At 50.6% G+C, this 17,359-nt stretch carries 16 protein-coding genes; 6 read left to right on the forward strand and 10 right to left on the reverse strand.

Translation table 11 applies throughout. The features are described 5' to 3' along the window. Nucleotides 1-477: 477 nt before the first annotated feature. The 10 genes from DESAL_RS01770 to DESAL_RS01815 all read right to left on the reverse strand — a co-directional run bounded on the left by DESAL_RS01770 (nucleotide 478) and on the right by DESAL_RS01815 (nucleotide 9,752). On the reverse strand, nucleotides 478-903 hold the full coding sequence (locus tag DESAL_RS01770) for an RrF2 family transcriptional regulator (protein ID WP_012765944.1): 426 nt from the start codon (nucleotides 901-903) through the stop codon (nucleotides 478-480). Nucleotides 904-1,149: 246 nt separating this feature from the next. Then, nucleotides 1,150-1,677 (reverse strand): TonB family protein, encoded by a 528-nt coding sequence (locus DESAL_RS01775; protein WP_012765945.1) that lies wholly within the window; start codon nucleotides 1,675-1,677, stop codon nucleotides 1,150-1,152. After that, a complete protein-coding gene (locus DESAL_RS01780; RefSeq protein ID WP_012765946.1) occupies nucleotides 1,674-2,108 on the reverse strand; it encodes an ExbD/TolR family protein in 435 nt (144 codons plus the stop codon). The genes DESAL_RS01775 and DESAL_RS01780 overlap by 4 nt, the downstream gene beginning before the upstream one ends. Before the next feature lie 12 nt (nucleotides 2,109-2,120). Then, nucleotides 2,121-2,711, reverse strand: coding sequence for a MotA/TolQ/ExbB proton channel family protein (locus DESAL_RS01785; RefSeq protein WP_012765947.1), 591 nt, complete (start codon nucleotides 2,709-2,711; stop codon nucleotides 2,121-2,123). After that, on the reverse strand, nucleotides 2,708-4,534 hold the full coding sequence (locus DESAL_RS01790) for a CobW family GTP-binding protein (RefSeq protein WP_012765948.1): 1,827 nt from the start codon (nucleotides 4,532-4,534) through the stop codon (nucleotides 2,708-2,710). The genes DESAL_RS01785 and DESAL_RS01790 overlap by 4 nt, the downstream gene beginning before the upstream one ends. A gap of 71 nt (nucleotides 4,535-4,605) precedes the next feature. Continuing rightward, nucleotides 4,606-5,775 carry an MBL fold metallo-hydrolase gene (locus tag DESAL_RS01795; protein WP_012765949.1) on the reverse strand — a complete coding sequence of 390 codons (1,170 nt, stop codon included), beginning with the start codon at nucleotides 5,773-5,775 and terminating at the stop codon, nucleotides 4,606-4,608. Nucleotides 5,776-5,799: 24 nt separating this feature from the next. Continuing rightward, the gene (locus DESAL_RS01800) at nucleotides 5,800-7,203 is read right to left on the reverse strand and encodes a hypothetical protein (protein WP_012765950.1); all 1,404 of its coding nucleotides are present in this window, start codon (nucleotides 7,201-7,203) and stop codon (nucleotides 5,800-5,802) included. Nucleotides 7,204-7,290: 87 nt separating this feature from the next. After that, nucleotides 7,291-7,485 (reverse strand): hypothetical protein, encoded by a 195-nt coding sequence (locus DESAL_RS01805; protein WP_012765951.1) that lies wholly within the window; start codon nucleotides 7,483-7,485, stop codon nucleotides 7,291-7,293. 19 nt (nucleotides 7,486-7,504) lie between these two features. Next, nucleotides 7,505-8,182 carry a FadR/GntR family transcriptional regulator gene (locus DESAL_RS01810; RefSeq protein ID WP_012765952.1) on the reverse strand — a complete coding sequence of 226 codons (678 nt, stop codon included), beginning with the start codon at nucleotides 8,180-8,182 and terminating at the stop codon, nucleotides 7,505-7,507. A gap of 292 nt (nucleotides 8,183-8,474) precedes the next feature. Then, the gene (locus DESAL_RS01815) at nucleotides 8,475-9,752 is read right to left on the reverse strand and encodes a hypothetical protein (RefSeq protein ID WP_012765953.1); all 1,278 of its coding nucleotides are present in this window, start codon (nucleotides 9,750-9,752) and stop codon (nucleotides 8,475-8,477) included. Between the two features lie 310 nt (nucleotides 9,753-10,062). Between DESAL_RS01815 and DESAL_RS01825 the strand changes: the two genes are divergently transcribed. The 6 genes from DESAL_RS01825 (at nucleotide 10,063) to DESAL_RS01850 (ending at nucleotide 17,348) form a co-directional block, all read left to right on the forward strand. Further along, nucleotides 10,063-12,180, forward strand: a complete 2,118-nt coding sequence (locus tag DESAL_RS01825; RefSeq protein WP_012765954.1) for a formate dehydrogenase H subunit alpha, selenocysteine-containing — start codon at nucleotides 10,063-10,065, stop codon at nucleotides 12,178-12,180. Beyond that, nucleotides 12,165-12,767: a 4Fe-4S dicluster domain-containing protein gene (locus tag DESAL_RS01830; RefSeq protein ID WP_012765955.1), complete on the forward strand. Its 603-nt coding sequence runs from the start codon at nucleotides 12,165-12,167 to the stop codon at nucleotides 12,765-12,767. The genes DESAL_RS01825 and DESAL_RS01830 overlap by 16 nt, the downstream gene beginning before the upstream one ends. Before the next feature lie 2 nt (nucleotides 12,768-12,769). Beyond that, nucleotides 12,770-14,155, forward strand: coding sequence for a [Fe-Fe] hydrogenase large subunit C-terminal domain-containing protein (locus DESAL_RS01835; protein WP_012765956.1), 1,386 nt, complete (start codon nucleotides 12,770-12,772; stop codon nucleotides 14,153-14,155). A 2-nt stretch (nucleotides 14,156-14,157) separates the two neighbouring features. After that, on the forward strand, nucleotides 14,158-14,670 hold the full coding sequence (locus tag DESAL_RS01840) for a 4Fe-4S dicluster domain-containing protein (RefSeq protein ID WP_012765957.1): 513 nt from the start codon (nucleotides 14,158-14,160) through the stop codon (nucleotides 14,668-14,670). 108 nt (nucleotides 14,671-14,778) lie between these two features. After that, complete coding sequence (locus DESAL_RS01845) at nucleotides 14,779-15,891, forward strand: PAS domain-containing sensor histidine kinase (RefSeq protein WP_012765958.1); 1,113 nt, start codon at nucleotides 14,779-14,781, stop codon at nucleotides 15,889-15,891. Nucleotides 15,892-15,896: 5 nt separating this feature from the next. Continuing rightward, on the forward strand, nucleotides 15,897-17,348 hold the full coding sequence (locus DESAL_RS01850; RefSeq protein WP_012765959.1) for a sigma-54-dependent transcriptional regulator: 1,452 nt from the start codon (nucleotides 15,897-15,899) through the stop codon (nucleotides 17,346-17,348). Nucleotides 17,349-17,359: the final 11 nt, after the last annotated feature.

Consider the following 17,359-nt stretch of genomic DNA (forward strand, 5'->3'; position numbering starts at 1 on the left):
GGCACTGTTTCCCCTTTTAGAGGTGATGTTGGCCGACTCGCAAAGGAGTCGGATGTTGGTGGAGCTGACCATTGGCTACCGCCATTTGTTACTGAGGCAGCACTAGCCTCGTTTTTGGGACCGGATTAGCTTAGTGTGCTTATCTGGTTTTCTGATTGTTTTAATCTAGATTAAATAAGTCTAGAATAGAGTGCTAATTCGATTCGCAGAAGTTAACGCGAATGGATTTTGGTTTAGCTTTAATTCAGATTGTTTTAATTCGGATTAAATTAATCTGAATTGGAGAGGTCAGGAATAGTCGATTTTTCTCGCTTGTGTCAAGGAGTTGCGATTAAAAATAATACAAGTAAAATCAGGTGTTTATGAGAAAGGCGTTAGTTTTGTGATAAAATATTCACAATGTGTGGGTGGAAAATAACGCTAGGGAAAGGTAGTTTGGGATGGAATCTATTTGGGGTGGCTCCTAAAAAATAGAGCCTAATCGTCAAGTGAAAAACTGTCGGGGTTATCCATGAGGTCGGCGATGGAAATGGAATCAAGTTCTTCTTCAAGAACTTTGGAGGAACGGACCCAGACCTTGCGGGTTTTGCAGGTTGCGGAGCGGGCGCAGATACTTTCATCTGCAACACAGTCAGTCAGGTTTATTCCACCTTCCATTATGCGAACGATTTCGCCGATAGAAATGGTTGAGGGGTCCTTATCAAGAATATGTCCGCCGGTTGCGCCGCGTACGGATACGATCAACCCAGCCTTTTTAAGCGGGCGCAAAATCTGCTCAATGAATTGGACGGTAATACCGGTGGATTCTGATAGCAGCGTAGTTTTCCGGGGTGTGTCGGATTGACGCAGGGCAAGGTCTAAAAGGAGTCTGGTTGCGTAACGGGCACGAGCGGAAAGTTTCATAATCCTCAGCGGGTTGGATATTATTTAAAGTCATCTTAAGGTCGTCATTGCGACTTTTTACCTTAGACGTTTTCTAGTTGAATAAAGAAATGTCGTCAAGGTGATGACCTTCAATGAAGTGCTGGCTCTCTTAATCATGTCCGCGTGCTGCCAGCAAAAACGGGTGCATCAAGCTCACATATTCAGCCTGTTTCAATGCCGTGAAAATGAACTGCGAATGCTCGGCATCGAGCGTAATGTAAAGCTCTACATATTGCGTTGATATTTAACGGTAATGCGTATGTTAAAGGACTGCCCACGGAGTATGCCGGGTCTTTTGACTACCCCGCTTGCTGCGGCAACGGCTCTGCCGGCGGCTGTGTCCAGAAGGGGATTACCTGAGGAACGAATCAGCCTGATGTCGGTAAAGGAGTCGTCTTTGCGGATGTGAAAGGAATATTGAACATTGCCGATAAGCCCGGAAAGGTCCCCATTGCCCGGAAGAAATTTACGTTGTTCCACTGCTTCACGGACCTTCACCAGATAACATTTTCTGGCCAGACGTTCTAATTTTCTAGCCTGCTCTTCGGCCTGTTTTTCATTACTGCTGTCCGCAACTTGTTGTCCGAGCGCAGTTTTGTCGGCTGATCGGATAGGGGGAACATCGAAATTTACAGGTATTGCGATCTGAGTGTCGCCCGCTTCCGGCTCGGAAATCCATTCAAAATTTACCAGCCAGAGATGAACGATGATAGAGACTGCAATGCAGGAACATGTAAGCTGCTGTGAAGTCATCTGGACTTCCTGCCGCTGTCTTCCTTTTTGTTCGCTGTGACGATTACCAGATTGCTGAATCCTTCGCTTCGAACAATGTCGACAATACGGATAAAGTTTTCCACCCGAGCCTGCGGAACGGATTTGAGCAGGATGTTTTCGGGCTGCATGGCAGATGGTTTTCGTGCCACAGTGCGTAATTCATGAGCCAGTTCATGAAGAGTGACCGGCTGCATATTGCAGAGGATTCTCCCATTTTCTTTGAGTTCGATTTCCAATGATTTCCCGGAAACAGGTTTTGCTGTTTCAGCCGGGGGCAGGTCCATGTTCATGCCTTTGGCGGTATAAACAGTTGAGACCACGAAGAAGATCAAGAGGATAAAAACAACATCCAGCAGGGGAGTCAGGTCCGGACTGGCCGGTTTGAGGGTGGATTTGGTGAAAGAGATCATGGCAGCAATGCTCTAATCTTCTTGAATTTCCAGCAGCATGTTTGCGGTATGCTGCATAGCGTAGGCGGCTTTTTCGTGCTGACGGCAGAACCAGCGGTGGGCTATGAGCGCCGGAATAGCAACACTCAACCCCGCGGCGGTGGTCAACAGGGCCTGCCATATCCCTCCTGCGAGCATGGTGATGTCCACGTTTCCAGAGGCTGAAAGTCGTGAAAAAGCTTGGATCATACCAAGGACGGTACCCAGAAGTCCGATCAGCGGTGCAGCAGTGGCTACAGTTGCCAGAAAATCCAGACGGCGGTTGAGTGAAAAGAGGATTTCCTCCCCGGCCAACTGAACTTCATGTTTCTTCTCTCTGTTCGGGAGCTGGCTGAAAAGAGCATTGAAAATCTTCAGGTATAGGGGCGAAGTCTCTTCAACCAAGCTTAGTATTTTGTCGGTGTTATGCTGACGGGCCAGATTAACTATCTCGTTCAGCCGTTCAGCTTTGGGGAAACGGTTGGTGCTGAAAACAAAAAAACGTTCCCCCATGACCGCTAAGGAAGCAATTGAAAGAAGAAAGAGCGGCCACATAATGAGGCCGCCCTGTTGTAAAATATTCATGAGTAATTCCGTTCTAGTTTTTCCAGAAGATCCAGTTCCATGTCTCTGCCGATGGCAACGAGGAATCCGTCATCATCAAATTCCCCGCTGAAGTTGGATAATTCATATCTTCCTGACACGTATTGAACTACTTCAGGGGCGTTGTTTCCGGAAACTTTCACAATTCCCTTGAGCCTGAAGACCTCTTTCGGGAGTGAGGTCATAAGGTCATTAAGATCTTCACGACTCAAGGGTTTGTTGAAGGCAAAACGTCGGGAGGTGAACCCTTCCATAGCGTGCGTATGCTGAGGTGGTGTAAGGGGACAAAGCGAAATCCCGCCGAAGTGGTGTGTTCGGGGATCGGAATCATATATGGTTCCGGGATTAATCTCGCTGTTGATTGTGTTGACCAGCAAGGCACGTTTATTCAGTGTGGTGAGGAGTTTTGCCAGAGATTCTTTTTCTTCCTGTGAGACAAGGTCACATTTATTGAGAATGATGACATCTGCCGCCTTGACCTGATTACGGGCGATATCGCTGTCCGCGAGCAGTTGGGGGCCGTTTTCAGCATCCACCAGTGTTGTGACAGAATCCAACCGGACCAGCGGGCGCAGGGTTTCTATTTCATTGAGAATGTTGAAGGGGTTTGCCAGTCCGGTTGTCTCAAGAACAATTACTTTGGGATTGAAACGGGTCTTAAGCTGCTCAATGCCTTTGGATAGATTCCCGGCTAAAGTACAGCAGACGCAGCCTTCATCCAATTCCACAATGGAATCATCGCCTTCCAGAAGTTTACCGTCCACCCCGGTCTGACCTATTTCATTCTGGATAATAGCAACAAGTTCATTTCTTGAAGCATGGTATTCCAGCAGTTGATTCAAAAAGGTTGTCTTTCCGGCTCCAAGGAAGCCGCTGAGCACGATAAGGCTCGGGCGTTTGTCAAAGGCATAATTGTGGTTTCCTTCAACTTCAACGGCTGCGAGGTCGTTGGTTTTCCAAAAAAGAGCATCAGCAAGAGGGGTAGGCAGGTCTTTTCTTGTTTTCGCATCACCTTGGGCGCAGAAGTCGGGAAGTTGCGGGAACGCGAGGCTAGTGGCTGCCTCGCGTTCCCCCCAATTCAGGGCATCAGTGATGTGGGTGATTTCATGGCTGCTCGGAAATTTATTGCCCATGGAATCGTAGATAGTGGCATGGCCCGGAGTTTCGGTCCTGTAAAATCCGCAGGGCGGGACTTCAAGGCTGTTAGATACCGCTGCTGCAAGTACAAGCAGGAAGTCCATAGCTATGGAATGTGCAGGAATACTCTCTTCAATTTCACCGGGATTGATGATCCACTGGCCGTCCTGAGTCGCAATCCCGTCCTGCGAAATGCTGACTTTGGCTTGGTCGGCAGAAAGTTTGAGCGTGAAACCGTTTTCTTCTCTATTCAGCCCGTTAATAACGGTTGCAATGCGAAAAGGAGCCGCCCAGTTTTCGTCTGATGAAAATCGGCGGATGGATTGAATGTAGTCCTTCTGCACTACTGCGATATTGGCTGCCAACGACATGGATTCCAGCAGTTCTTCATTTTCTTCAGGAAAGTAATACAGGCCCAAAGAGACAAAGAATCCTGAATCATTTGCATATTCATCTTCAGCGCAAAGTCCGAATACCCCCGGATGGGTGCGCAGTTTCATGGTCCATGCTTTTTTCCCTTTTGGACACACAGCCATGCCTTTCCAGCCCAGCAGCCGTTTAAATTCATCATGTTGGCAGGCTACCAGCAGGCAGTTGACCAAAATATCCGGCATGTTGATCTGGTGGTTGCTGCTCCGGCGGGGAGGGAGTATTGCGGAAAGGTTCATGGTAGGCACCTTTTATGAACTGCCCGGCCCGGAGGTCAGGGCCGGACAGTTTGGATATGGTTGTTCAGGCTTTAACAGCCGAAGTTAATCTTATCGCCGTTGCCGAGATAATCCTTGGAAGCGGAGCGGAAGCGCGCTGTGCCACGGACAACCGGATAGCCGGCTTCAATGAATTTCTTGGCAGTGAGATGTCCGGTGCAGTGGTTGCAGCCGATACGCTCGAAGCCCCATTCGCCGAGGGAGATTACGAGGTCATCGTATTTGGGGTCCCAGTCCTCAAAGGGTGAGATGTGCAGGCCGCCGTAAATTCCGTAGAATTTGTCGTTGTCATATTTCAGGTTGGCATAGGCAAAGTCTGCAAACTTGAGGATTCCCTGATGGCAGCAGCCGGAGATCAGTACCAGACCGTGGCCCTTTACGTTGAAGGCGAGGGAAGTCTCACCGAAGACACGGTTGATGATGGGCACATCAAACTTGAGCAAGGCCATTCCCGGAATAATGGGGGTGATGGGCTTGTCTGCGATTTTTAAATCGCCTTTGTATCCGCAGTCTTTTACATATTGCAGACCTTCTTCGTAGAAGCCGTCATGCAGGTAGAGGGGAATGCGGTTGTCATATTTAAGGGTTACAGGCAGGCCCCAGAAGTGGTCCCAGTGCTCATGGGAGATGAACAGGGCTTCGATCTGCTGTTCTTTCAGCATCTTATCGATGCCTTCACGCTTGAAGCTGTCATTCATCCATTCGTAGGACCATCCGGTATCCAGCAGATATTTGTGCATGGTTCCGTCCAGTTCTTCCACTTCGATAAGGCAGGAGTATCCACCGGGGTTATCCGGGTGCAGGGACAGTTTTTTCTGGATTTCCCATGCCTTTTCCAGATCGTGGGGCAGCAGGTCCTTGATGGAGTTGATTCCGTCTTTATAAGAACCTTGGGCGGAACCCTTTCCGTTTCCGAAAGGGGCCCAGTTCAGGGTGTACTGGTTAACCAGTAGTCCGCCCGCTTCGTGGATATCCCCGATGAGGTGGGAGTTGTTGAACCAGCTTGTTTCGGAGATGTTGGTTACGCGAACACTGCGGCAGGCACCGAAGTCGTTCAGTTTGCGCTGTGTTTTGGGAAGACGGTCATAAGCCATCGGGGTGTATGAATACATACCCATTCCGGCGATGGCACCGGCAACAAGCCCTGTTGCCGCGCCTTTGACGAAATCACGTCTGCTTATATTCTTTTTCTCATTGCTCATAATTTAGCTCCTTGTTCCGTGCGCTTACTTGATGATGGTAAAGTTTGCGCTTACCCAGGGCAGGATGTTGATGATTGCGAAGTAGAACAGCACCCCGGCAGCAAGACCGATGAAGAGCCCTTTAGCTACACCCGGAGTCCATTTAACATCACTCGCAACCATTTCTTCCTTGACCTCTTCAAGCTCTGCCTCAGTTTTGGGCACAGCTTTCCAGCCCGGCCAGCCGTCCATGAACCAAACGTTGATCAGGAAGATGTTGATCAGCCAGATCATGGGGATCATGGGGAACTGCTGGGGATGGGAGAATCCTTTCTGAGTTCCGAGGAAAAGGTGGGAGGTCTTGTAGTAGACCACGTAGACCACAACAGCCATAACAGCGGTCAACAGGGTGCGGATGCACACGTTGACAGGACGGCTGAATTTAGTGGGCCAGTTTCCGCAGTAGAAGGTCAGGTACAAGCTGGGAACGAGCCAGAAAATAGCCATTTCACCAACGTGCAGCCAGCGCCAGTCAGGAGCCATGAGACGGCGGGTCCCGCGGATGGTTTCACCCCAGACAAGATCCTGCGCGTAGTACAGGAAGAAGCACAGGGCAAAGGCGATACCGATGATACCGAAGAATGATGCAGTGCGGCGCAGTACGTCATTTTTGATCAGGTTGAAGGGATAGCGTTCCCAGATACCTTCGTAGAGCCAGACAACAACGGTTCCGCACATGATCCATGCGATATGGAAGTTACCGGAAACTGTGTTGGCAAACTCTTCCCAATAGGGCGGGCAGATGGCGGTGAATTTCTGCCAGGGGTAGAAGAGGATAGCCATGTGGGAATGCATGGTCAGGAAATAAACGATCATACTGAAGAAGAAGGTTACGAGCACAATGGTGATGCCTCGCGCCGGCTGCTTCAGTTTCTGCCACGGTGCATTTTCGCAGGCAACAACCCAGCTCGGGGAAAGCCATGATGCGATTGCCGCGAACATCATGATTGCTTCTGCCGCATATTCGATTGCGTAGAAGTCGGTAAGCCCCATTGCCTCAAGGCGGGCAGGGTTGAAATACGCAATCCCGAAGTTACCGAGGATTTCAATGAAGAAGCCCTTGATGAGCAGGATCATGGCCGCAACACTGACCAGAGTCAGGACGGAGCCTTTTACCAGCGGGTGCGTTTTCTGGAGCCATGAGCGTTTGAATGGCCAGAAATCGAAAATGTATGCAAGCCAGATAAATAGGATCAGCAACCAGCGGCAGACCATGTACCCGACATAAGGGGTGTACATGCGCATGATTCCGCGGGGGTCCTGAAAAATCCACCATGTTAAATAAAAGAAAGCAAAAATGATAATCGTGTTGACTAAGGCCGGAATCGGTCCATTCCAGCGTTTCACCAACTTCCGACTCTCAAGGTAGCTGACACTACTGTTGTCCATGTGACTACTCCTTTGTGAGTACGCCGGGGGGATGATCAGTCCCCGTATCCCAACTGTGCTCGTATAACGTCTGTTTACAGGTTTCCGTTAGGAAACCAGTTCCTCCAATTGCCCGGGCGTAACAGTAGCCGGATCGATTCCCTGTGCCATTGCGCGCAGGAACAGTTCTTTTTCTGTCAGGGGAGTCTTCTTGGTTTTCTCCTGCTCTTGAACTGATTCCTTTTTTGCGTCGCCTTGGCGCTTTGGTGAGACGAAACGGCTGAAAAATTCTCTGCGGTTCATAGTTATTCCCTGCCTGTTTTTAGCTGTCCGGCAGAACCATCTGACTGAAAGTCTGAAGGCAGTATTTTGCCAGTTTTTCAGCCTGTTCCGGTTGTCCGGTTTTCAGGGCATTGAATAATTCAACGTGGTAAGCGAATAGTGAATCAATCTGCACCTCTGACAATCCTGTTCCGGCATGCTCCAGATTCTTGGCCGCAAGTTCCAGCTCTTTCAGCAGGAGAATCAGGTAGCCGTTGTTGGAGACCTCAGCCAGAGACCGGAAGAATGAGATGTAAACCCGGCTGATCATTGACAGGTCGAAGTTCACAATGGCTTCGCCCAGTCTTGATGTTGCGGTTTCCAGCTCGGTGATATCCGCCGGGGAAAGGCGCAGTGTTTCGGTGCGCACAAGACCGGGAACAACCAGATAAAGGGTCTCGACCAGTTGGCGGCTTGCCTCGATGCTTTTGCGCTTGCGCAGCATTTCCCAGCTGATGCAGCCTTCCTTGTTTTTCAGGTAGCAGCCGCTTTTTTCACGGATTTCGAGATAGCCCATGCTTTCAAGGTTGCAGAGGGCTTCCCGTACCGTGTTGCGGCTGGTTTTGAACATTTCTGCCAGCCGTCTTTCACCGGGAAGTCGGTCCCCGATGGAGAAGGATTTGCCTTGCAGCATTGCAGTAATTTTCTGACAAAGGATTGGTCGTTGTGTTGATGCCATATCTGGTCCAACCAGTTTGAGGGTTAATTGATCCGCTCTCCACTTGAAGAGGTTTTATGGTCCGTTTTTTTTGAGCACAAGATGCTTTGTGAAAATAAGCACTTAAACTGGTCCAACCAGATATGAAAGTCAAATAGGCTTAGTTTGATATTGTGTTCTATAAATGATTAAAATATTAGGATTTTATTTCGAGTGCGACCTTTTTGTTTTGGAAATAAAAAAAGCGCGATGAGAAATAGTCTCATCGCGCTGTGTGGCCGATTTTGCTTGTCTGGTTGGACCAGATATGCAGCTATTTATTGATGCATTGGCCTAAGGTTTCAATGAACTTATCGTGAAGTTCGTGAAGCGGGGGAGCTGCATCAGGGTCATAGCTGTGTGTTTTTGTTGAGCAGAATATCAACACATTGGTCAGGGTTTCGTTTTCGTAGAAAGGCTGGGCATAGTATGAACGTATTCCGTGTGGAATGAACAGGGCCCAGTCGATAGGTTTGATGCTTTTGGATGTTTCCATCACCACATGATTCTTAAGATTGAAGCGGACGATGTTTTCGGCAATTGAACCTTCGTAGGGATGGGTGCGGTTTTCATCCAATCCGGCAAAAGGCTCTCCGGCAGCGGTAACTTCAACCTTGTTTTGGTCAATGAAAATTCGGGAAAGCATGATTGCATCCGTCGGGGAGCCGGAGGGCAGTGCTTGCAGTATGGTTTCCAGCAAACATTCAATGCTTTTGCATTTATTCATTTCCTTGACTGTTGCCCCTGAGGGAACGGTTTCGTTGCCCCGGACCGGGATGCCTTTGCATGCCTGACAGTCATTACGGTGATCCATAGTGATCCAGAGAAGGTTCTCGCCGTTACGCGAAATACTCTGGATGCGGATTGAACATTCGTGGTTTTTACCCATGCTGTCCGTAACAGAGAGTTTTCCGTTCCAGCGGTCTGAAAAGATAAGGCCTTCATATAATTTATGCAGGTCAGTATCTGTGTTGTGGCGGAAGATATCCTGAAAGTTCATGGAGAGCAGTTCCTGCCGTTCATATTTCAGCAGAGCTCCGGCGGCATTGTTTGCTGCACATACGGATCGGTCGGAAAAACGAACGAACAGGACCGGATCATCTATAAGATCAATCTTGGTAGCGAGATTCGGCCTGCCTTCTGTGGTCAGGATTTCATCAACCTGTCCGGAAATATCCATCAGCATGCCGACGGAGCAGGTTTGATGCAGTGGATCGGGAATAGCTCCGAGCCTGAACCATCGGGTTGAGTTTTTGTTCAGGCGCATACGGAAAACGCAACTGGTCGGTATGCGGTTCCTTACCTGCTGCAGGCTGTTCTGGAATTTTTCCCAGTCTTCGCTCAGGATCATATCGCGGGCGAGTTGCGGGTTTTGGAGGACGGATCTTACTTTTTGATTGTCGGTCGGGATTATGTAGGAATTAAGAAAAGAGATTTCATTTTCCACGATATCAATTCGCCAGACAATGGCGGGAAGTTGGTTTAAGTAGCTCGAGAAATGTTTTTCAAAGTCAGTGAATATTTTCTCGCATCCATTGGTATGATTAGGCATTCTGATCCTTATTAATATTGGCTTCTATAGATAAAAAGATAGCCCGTTTATACCTTCAATTACTGTCTTGGCAAACATGTTTCTATTGGTCCAGCCAGATTAACCGGGGGGTCCTGTTTAAGTATATTAATGAATTTATCTTGTCGGCTGCGCATGTGTTGCATGCAATTTTTGCATGATTGCATGCAAATTAAGTGTGCAAAAATAGGATTTTTCGTGAGAAATTCCTTGTTATAGCGTGGAAAGGTTATTTTTCCAGTATGTTATGCTTTTTTGCCCCGAGATTGGTTTATGGCATGTCTTATGCTAAATGGGCCGCATGCAACGTACAACTACAACCTGTCCTTACTGCGGTGCCGGCTGCTCTCTTTCTTTGGAAGTAGAGAATGGGCGCATTGTCAGTGTTTCTCCCGGACCGGAACCATCAGTCAATCAAGGCGCTTTGTGCTCCAAGGGACGGTTCGGATTCGATTTTGTTCATCATCGCGATCGGCTGACGACTCCGCTGATACGCAAGAACGGCAAGCTGGTTCCTGCTTCATGGGATGAGGCTTTGGGGCTTGTGGCAAGCCGCTTAAGTTCCATTGTCTCAGAGCATGGTCCGCAGGCTGTTGGCGGTTTTAGCAGTGCCCGCTGTACCAATGAAGAGAACTACCTTTTCCAGAAAATTTTCCGTGCAGTGTTCGGCAGCAACAATGTCGATCATTGCGCACGACTCTGACACGCTCCAACTGTAGCCGGTCTGGCTACATCATTAGGAAGCGGTTCCATGACAAATTCCATTCGCGAGCTCTGGGATATGGGAAGGGGAGACTGTGTTTGCGCCATCGGTACTAATACTACCGAATGTCATCCCATCATCGGTATCGGTATGATGGAGGCTAAACGCAACGGCGCCGGACTGGTGGTCATCGATCCCCGTGAGATCGACCTTGCACGTCAGGCCGATGTCTGGCTTAGACTCCGTCCGGGCACAGATACTCCGCTGCTTTCGTCCATTGCCAGGGTCCTTCTGGATGAAGGGTTGGCTGATATTGAATCTGTTGCCGCAGCGACTGAAGATTTTGCAGCTTTTCGGGAAGGGTTGCAGGCTTTTGATCCTGAAAGTGTTGCCGCCATCGCTGAAGTTTCTGCGGCTGATATACGCAAGGCCGCGCGGCTTATCGGAAAGTCTGCCAATGCCGCCTTCTACTACACAATGGGCGTGACCCAGCATACTACCGGAACCAATAACGTGCTTGCCGTTTCCAACCTTGCACTGGTCAGTGGAAATATAGGGCGGCCCAAGACTGGCGTGAACCCGTTGCGTGGTCAGAACAACGTACAGGGTTCATGTGATATGGGGGCCCTGCCTAATGTGCTGACCGGATATCGTTCGGTTACTGATGATGCGGTGCGGGGAACATTTGAATCCGGCTGGGGAGTGAAGCTCCCTGCTGAACCGGGGCTGACCATTCCCAAGATGTTGCATGCTGTTGAAGAAGACTGTCTTAAAGGGCTTTTTGTTTTCGGCGAAAACCCCATGCGCAGCGACCCGGATATCAGTCACGTGGAACATTGCCTGCGTCATGTTGATTTTCTTGTTGTTCAGGACCTTTTTCTTACTGAAACAGCCGAGTTGGCCGATGTTGTCCTGCCCGGAGCCAGTTTTGCCGAGAAGAACGGAACTTTTACCAGCACAGAGCGGCGTGTGCAGCGTGTACGCAAGGCCGTAGATCCTATCGGGCAAAGCCGTCCGGACTGGGAAATTCTGGCTGAGTTGCTGGCTCGTCTGGGTCGTTCTGAGAGGTACGCAAGTGCTTCAGATGTTTTTGATGAAATGCGGGCTTTGACCCCGACCCATGCAGGCATAAGTTATGAACGTTTGGAGGCTGGCGGCATTCAATGGCCCTGTCCCGAGGAAAAACATCCGGGAACTCCCATTCTGCACGTAGGGGGCTGCATGCGCGGTCCCGGTAAATTTGTGCCTCTTGAACATCGTGAACCTGCGGAACTGCCTGATGCGCAGTATCCGTTGACTCTGACCACCGGAAGGGTAGTTGCCCATTATCACACTGCCACCATGACCCGCCGCTGTTTCGGGCTGGAAGGTACCTGGCCGGAGGAACTGGTGGAGATTCATCCTGCTGATGCCGCAGCATACGGTGTAGAGGATGGCGAACTGGTGGAAATCAGCTCCCGCCGGGGAACAGTCAAGGCACGGGCATGGGTTACCAAACGTGTCCGGCGCGGACTGGTCTTTATGACTTTTCACTTTTCTGAAAGTCCGGCCAACCTGCTGACTACTTCGGCAGCTGACCCGGTTACCGGAACTCCGCAGCTGAAAGTCTGCGCTGTTTCCATCCGTAAATTTAAGGAGCCTGAAAAGTCAGTAGACGCACAGGTTTCCGCATCCATAAAGGAAGAAATTTCATGTCATCACGTTTAAGCCCTTTTGTCCTTGCCAATGCTGCAAAGTGCATCGGTTGCCGGGCCTGTGAACTGGCTTGTGCTGCTGCTCACTTGCAGGGCGGTATTTCTGTGGGAAGCTTGCAGGGCTCGCTTTCTCCCCGTCTTTACCTGATTCGCGCAGAAGAAGTCTGTGTTCCGGTGGGCTGTCGTCATTGCGAGGACGCACCCTGCGCCGCTGTCTGTCCCAATGGTGCTATCCAGCGCACTGATTCCGGTGTGCAGGTGGATGAGGATCATTGCGTCGGCTGTAAGACCTGCCTTGCTGCCTGTCCTTTTGGCGCTATGGAAATGGCCCAGATCTGGAAAGATGGCCGTCCTGCCCTGCGCAGGGTAGTTGATCCGCAGAATCCCGATTCTTACATTGTTGAACCGGCACTTTTAGCCAGCAAGTGCGACCTCTGCCACGAACGTGAAGAAGGTCCGGCATGCGTGGAAGCCTGTCCCAAGGATGCTTTGACTTTGATTGATCCCATGAAAATTAAGAAACGCCGCAATATTGAAGCTGCATTGGCCCTTGCCGGAGTCGGAGCCAGATCAGATGTAAGATCCGGGGAGGAAATGTAATTATGAATCTTTCTCAAGTAGTGGCAATTGATCCCGCTGTCTGTACCGGTTGCCGCCGTTGCGCTGAAGTCTGCCCTGTAGACGCTATCGTCGGTGCTGAAGGCGAAGCTCAGACCATTGATACCTCTAAATGCGTTATCTGCGGTCAGTGCGTATTGACCTGTTCCGCATTTGTTTCTCCTTTTGATGATGCGGCGGATGAAATTCCGGCTATGCGTAGAGAACGCGGTCTTGCTGACAATGATACAGCACCTCTTTTCGCCGCTCATTTTCGCAATGATACCAAAAGAGTTGCGGAACTGCTTGCTGATCCGGCTAATAAATCAATGGTTCAGTGTGCTCCGGCAGTACGTACTTCCATTGCTGAAGAATACGGTCTTGCTCCGGGAACCCTGACTCCGGGACAGCTTGCGGCTTCCCTGCGCCGTCTTGGTTTCGATGCTGTCTACGATACAATTTTCGCGGCGGATGTGACCATTATGGAAGAGTCTTCAGAGCTGCTGGACCGGATTAAGTCCGGCGGAACGATGCCCATGTTCACTTCCTGTTGTCCCGGTTGGGTACGCTACATGGAGACCGCATGGCCTGATCTGACCGATCATCTTTCCAGCTGTAAATCACCGCAGCAGATGGCTGGCGCGCTCTTCAAAACTTACGGGGCAGAAATCGCCGGAGTCGGTGCGGAGTCAATCGCCAGTGTTGCGGTCATGCCCTGCACAGCCAAAAAGCACGAGGCTGCCCGTCCTGAAATGCAGTCCAGCGGACAGCAGGACGTGGATGCAGTGCTTACCGTTACCGAACTTGCCGCCATGTTGAAGGCGAAAGGCATCAATCTTGCTGAAATGCCTGAAGAGGATTTTGACGTACCTATGGGCCTCTATTCCGGGGCCGGGGTTATCTTCGGAGCCACCGGGGGAGTCATGGAGGCTGCTTTGCGCACAGCAATTGCCGTTACCAGCGGTAAGGATGTCTGTGAGAGCGGGGTCGTATTTTCTCCGGCAGGGGAGGGCATCCGCAGGGCAGCCATAGATGTTGCCGGGAAGACTGTCCGCGCAGTGATTGTTTCCGGTCTGGCTAATGCCGCACCTCTTCTTGAAGATATCCGTGCCGGAAAGGCAGATTTTGATTTCATGGAAGTCATGTGCTGCCACGGAGGTTGTGTTGCCGGAGGGGGCCAGCCGAAGCTTCTGCCCGGAATCGATCGTGACGAGGTGATTGCCAAGCGCCGTGGCGGTTTACATCGTCATGACAAGGAACTTCCGGTTCGTGCTTCGCATAAAAACGAGGCAGTTACAGCTTTGTATGATAAATATTTGGGTGAGCCTCTCGGACATAGATCTCATGAGCTTCTGCACACCCACTACGGAACCGAGAGCGGGGGACATTAGCCATGAATGCTTTTGTGCTGGCTGTGCCTTCCCGTTGCATAGGTTGCCGTGCTTGCGAGATCGCCTGTGTTGACGCTCATATGGCAGCTGACATGGGGCAGGCCATGGAAAACGGCCTTCCTTTCAGTCCGCGTATTTCTGTTGTGCGCGAGTCCGGTGTTACCGCACCGATTCAGTGCCGGCAGTGCGAGGACGCACCTTGTGCCGCAGCCTGTCCGGTGGGAGCCATCGGGTACAACGGAAAGTCGGTGGTCATCGATGCTGAGCGTTGTTTCGGCTGCAAGGCTTGTCTGGCGGCTTGTCCTTTCGGAGCCATGCAGGTCGGTATAATCAATGCTGAATGTGAAGCTCCGGTAGCTCATAAGTGCGATCTTTGCGAAGGGCATCGCGATAACCCTGCATGCGTGTCAGTGTGTCCTGCCGGGGCGTTGAGTGTTTTTTCCAGCGAGTCTTTGAAAGAACTTTCAGCAAATAAGCGGCGGGAAAATGCGCGGCTCATGGCCTTTGTTGATTAAAATCTCAGTTACCTCAAGGTAATTACAGTCAGGGATTCTAAAGGGGGGCTTCCCCCTTGGTCCCGCTGAAGGTGAAATAAATTCGGTTAAAGCTCGGAGCACATCACTATGACAGATTCCATATATCGAAGCGTGGTCGAGGACCAGACGGAGCTTATCCGGCGTTTCCGTCCAGACGGGAAGCTGACCTTTGTGAACAGTGCTTTCTGCCGTTTCTACGGCATGAGTGCAGAGGAGTTGCTTGCGTCTCATTTTCAGGAACTTTTACATCCTGATGAACGTGAGAGAATTGTTCGTATGCTCTATTCACTGACACCTGAGAACCCGGAAATTGTCACTGAACCCAGTTTCACTGATGCTGCCGGAGAGGTTCATCGTGTGCAGTATGTGACCCGCGCAATTTTCGATGAAGATGGGAATGTTGTTGAATATCAGTCGGTAGGGCGTGATGTTACGGCCCAGCGGCAGGCAGAGGCTACTTTGGAAGAAGCCCGTTCCGCCATGGCGCGGGCCAGCAGGGTTACCACATTTGCCGTTGTCGGCGGCGGCATTGCCCATGAAATCAATCAGCCGCTGAATGCAATACGTTTGCTTTCCGCATCTGCTTTGTTGCTGGCGGACCGTTCCGAGAATCCGGATAAGAAAATTGTCCGTATTTTGCAGAATATTGCAGGACAGGTGGACCGCATTGATTCCATCGTCAACCATCTGCGCGAGCACTTGCGGAATAACCAGACGGTGGCAGGTGAACTCTGCAATCTCGGAAAGGCGGTGGAGTCTGCACTATCCCTGATGAGAGCTCAGATGGTTGCCAGAGGCATTGGATTGGAGCTTACCGTAGATCCTGAAATCAAGCTTGTGGTCGGGACCTCAATCAGGTTTGAAGAGCTGGTCATGAACCTTGTTGCCAATGCGATGCAGGCTCTGGAAACCTGCGATACCTGCCAGAAAACAATTTCCATCCGTGTTGTATCTCAAGGTTCTGACTCCGTGGAGCTGAGTGTGGCTGATAACGGTCCCGGATTTGATCCGAAATTGGCGGATGAGCTTTTTGAACCGTTTTTTTCAACGAAATCTCCGGGCTCTTCCATGGGACTGGGTTTGTCTATCGTACGCACAATTGTGCAATCCGCAGGCGGTTCGGTCGTTGCGGAGAACCGTCCCGAAGGCGGGGCATTACTGCGGGTCATACTGCCCGCCGCAGAGTCGGGAGGAGCCTAAAGATAATGCGTATTTTACTCGTGGACGATGATGCTCCTACCCGTGATTCTCTTGCTGAATACCTGACTCTGCTCGGGCATGCCGTCACACCTAGTGCAGAGGCTGTTTCCGCTCTCAATATATGCCGCAACCATGATTTTGAAATGGTCCTTTCAGATATCCAGATGCCGGGAAGAACCGGAATCGAGCTGGTGCGTGATATTAAAGGGCTTTCATTTACCACTGCGCCGGACGTTGTCCTTTACACCGGGCATGCTGACCTTGAACTTGCCATTGGTGCTTTGCGGGCCGGGGCCTACGATTACCTTACCAAGCCCATTAATCTGGAAGAACTGGCTGCGGTGCTGGATCGAGTGGCTGAGCATCAATCCCTTCTGCGGGAGAATGAAAAGCTGACGGATCATTTTGAGGAGGTCGTTGCCGAGGCGACCAGTGGCGTGCGGGCTGAATTGTCGCAGTTGCGCCAGCAGTTTGCTCAGCAGGCCGGACTGGATAATATCGGTTTCTTTTCCGAGGCCATGTGGGAGGTGGTCAATCAGGCCCGTCTTTACCATGAAGATCGTGATCTGCCTGTGCTTATTCAGGGAGAGACCGGAGTCGGCAAGGATATTATAGCCAAACTGATCCATTACGGTGAGGATAGTTCCCGTTCGCCGCGACCGTTTGTGGATATTAACTGTGCCGCTCTTCCGGCTAATCTTTTTGAAAGCGAATTGTTCGGTTATGAGGCCGGGGCTTTTACCGGAAGTGCCACCCGCGGCGCACGGGGCAAGATTGATCTTGCCAAAGGCGGAACTCTTTTTTTGGATGAGATCGGTGAAATCCCGGTTGAATTGCAGGCTAAGCTTCTGCGGGTCATTGAGAATAAAAGTTTTTACCGTGTCGGCGGGCTGACCAAGGTCGAGACCGATATACGCATCATTGCCGCTACCAACCTCGACCTGACTGAACGAATTGAAAAGGGGCTTTTCCGCAGCGATCTTTATTACCGCTTACGGGTCGGCAGTATAATCGTTCCTCCACTTCGTGAACGTACTGATGATATTGTCCCCTTGGCTCTGTCGTTTTTGAGAGCTTTTGCCGCAAAACGGGGCAAGGCATTTACTGATATCAGCCCGGAGGCCGCCGCAGTCCTGTTGGAACAGCCGTGGTCGGGAAATGTGCGTGAGCTCAAGAATGCCATGGAGTGGATTTCGGTCATGCATGATGCGCAAGTGTTGCAACCACAACATTTAGCCGGCTTTTTCGGGGGTATGCAAAAGAGTTCTTCCGTAAAGGAAAGAACTTCCGCAACCCGGAAAGCAGACCAGTCTAAAAAATCAAGACCTACCGACCAAGATATAGATGCTGCGCTGGTTGCAACTGGTGGCAACAAAACCAAGGCCGCCACGCGATTGGGGATTTCCATTCGTATGCTTTATTACCGGCTTGCGGCCAGAGAGCAAAACGAAGGCTAAAAAGCTTTCGT

Origin of the sequence: Maridesulfovibrio salexigens DSM 2638 (assembly GCF_000023445.1) — a bacterium.
GTDB lineage: Bacteria > Desulfobacterota > Desulfovibrionia > Desulfovibrionales > Desulfovibrionaceae > Maridesulfovibrio > Maridesulfovibrio salexigens.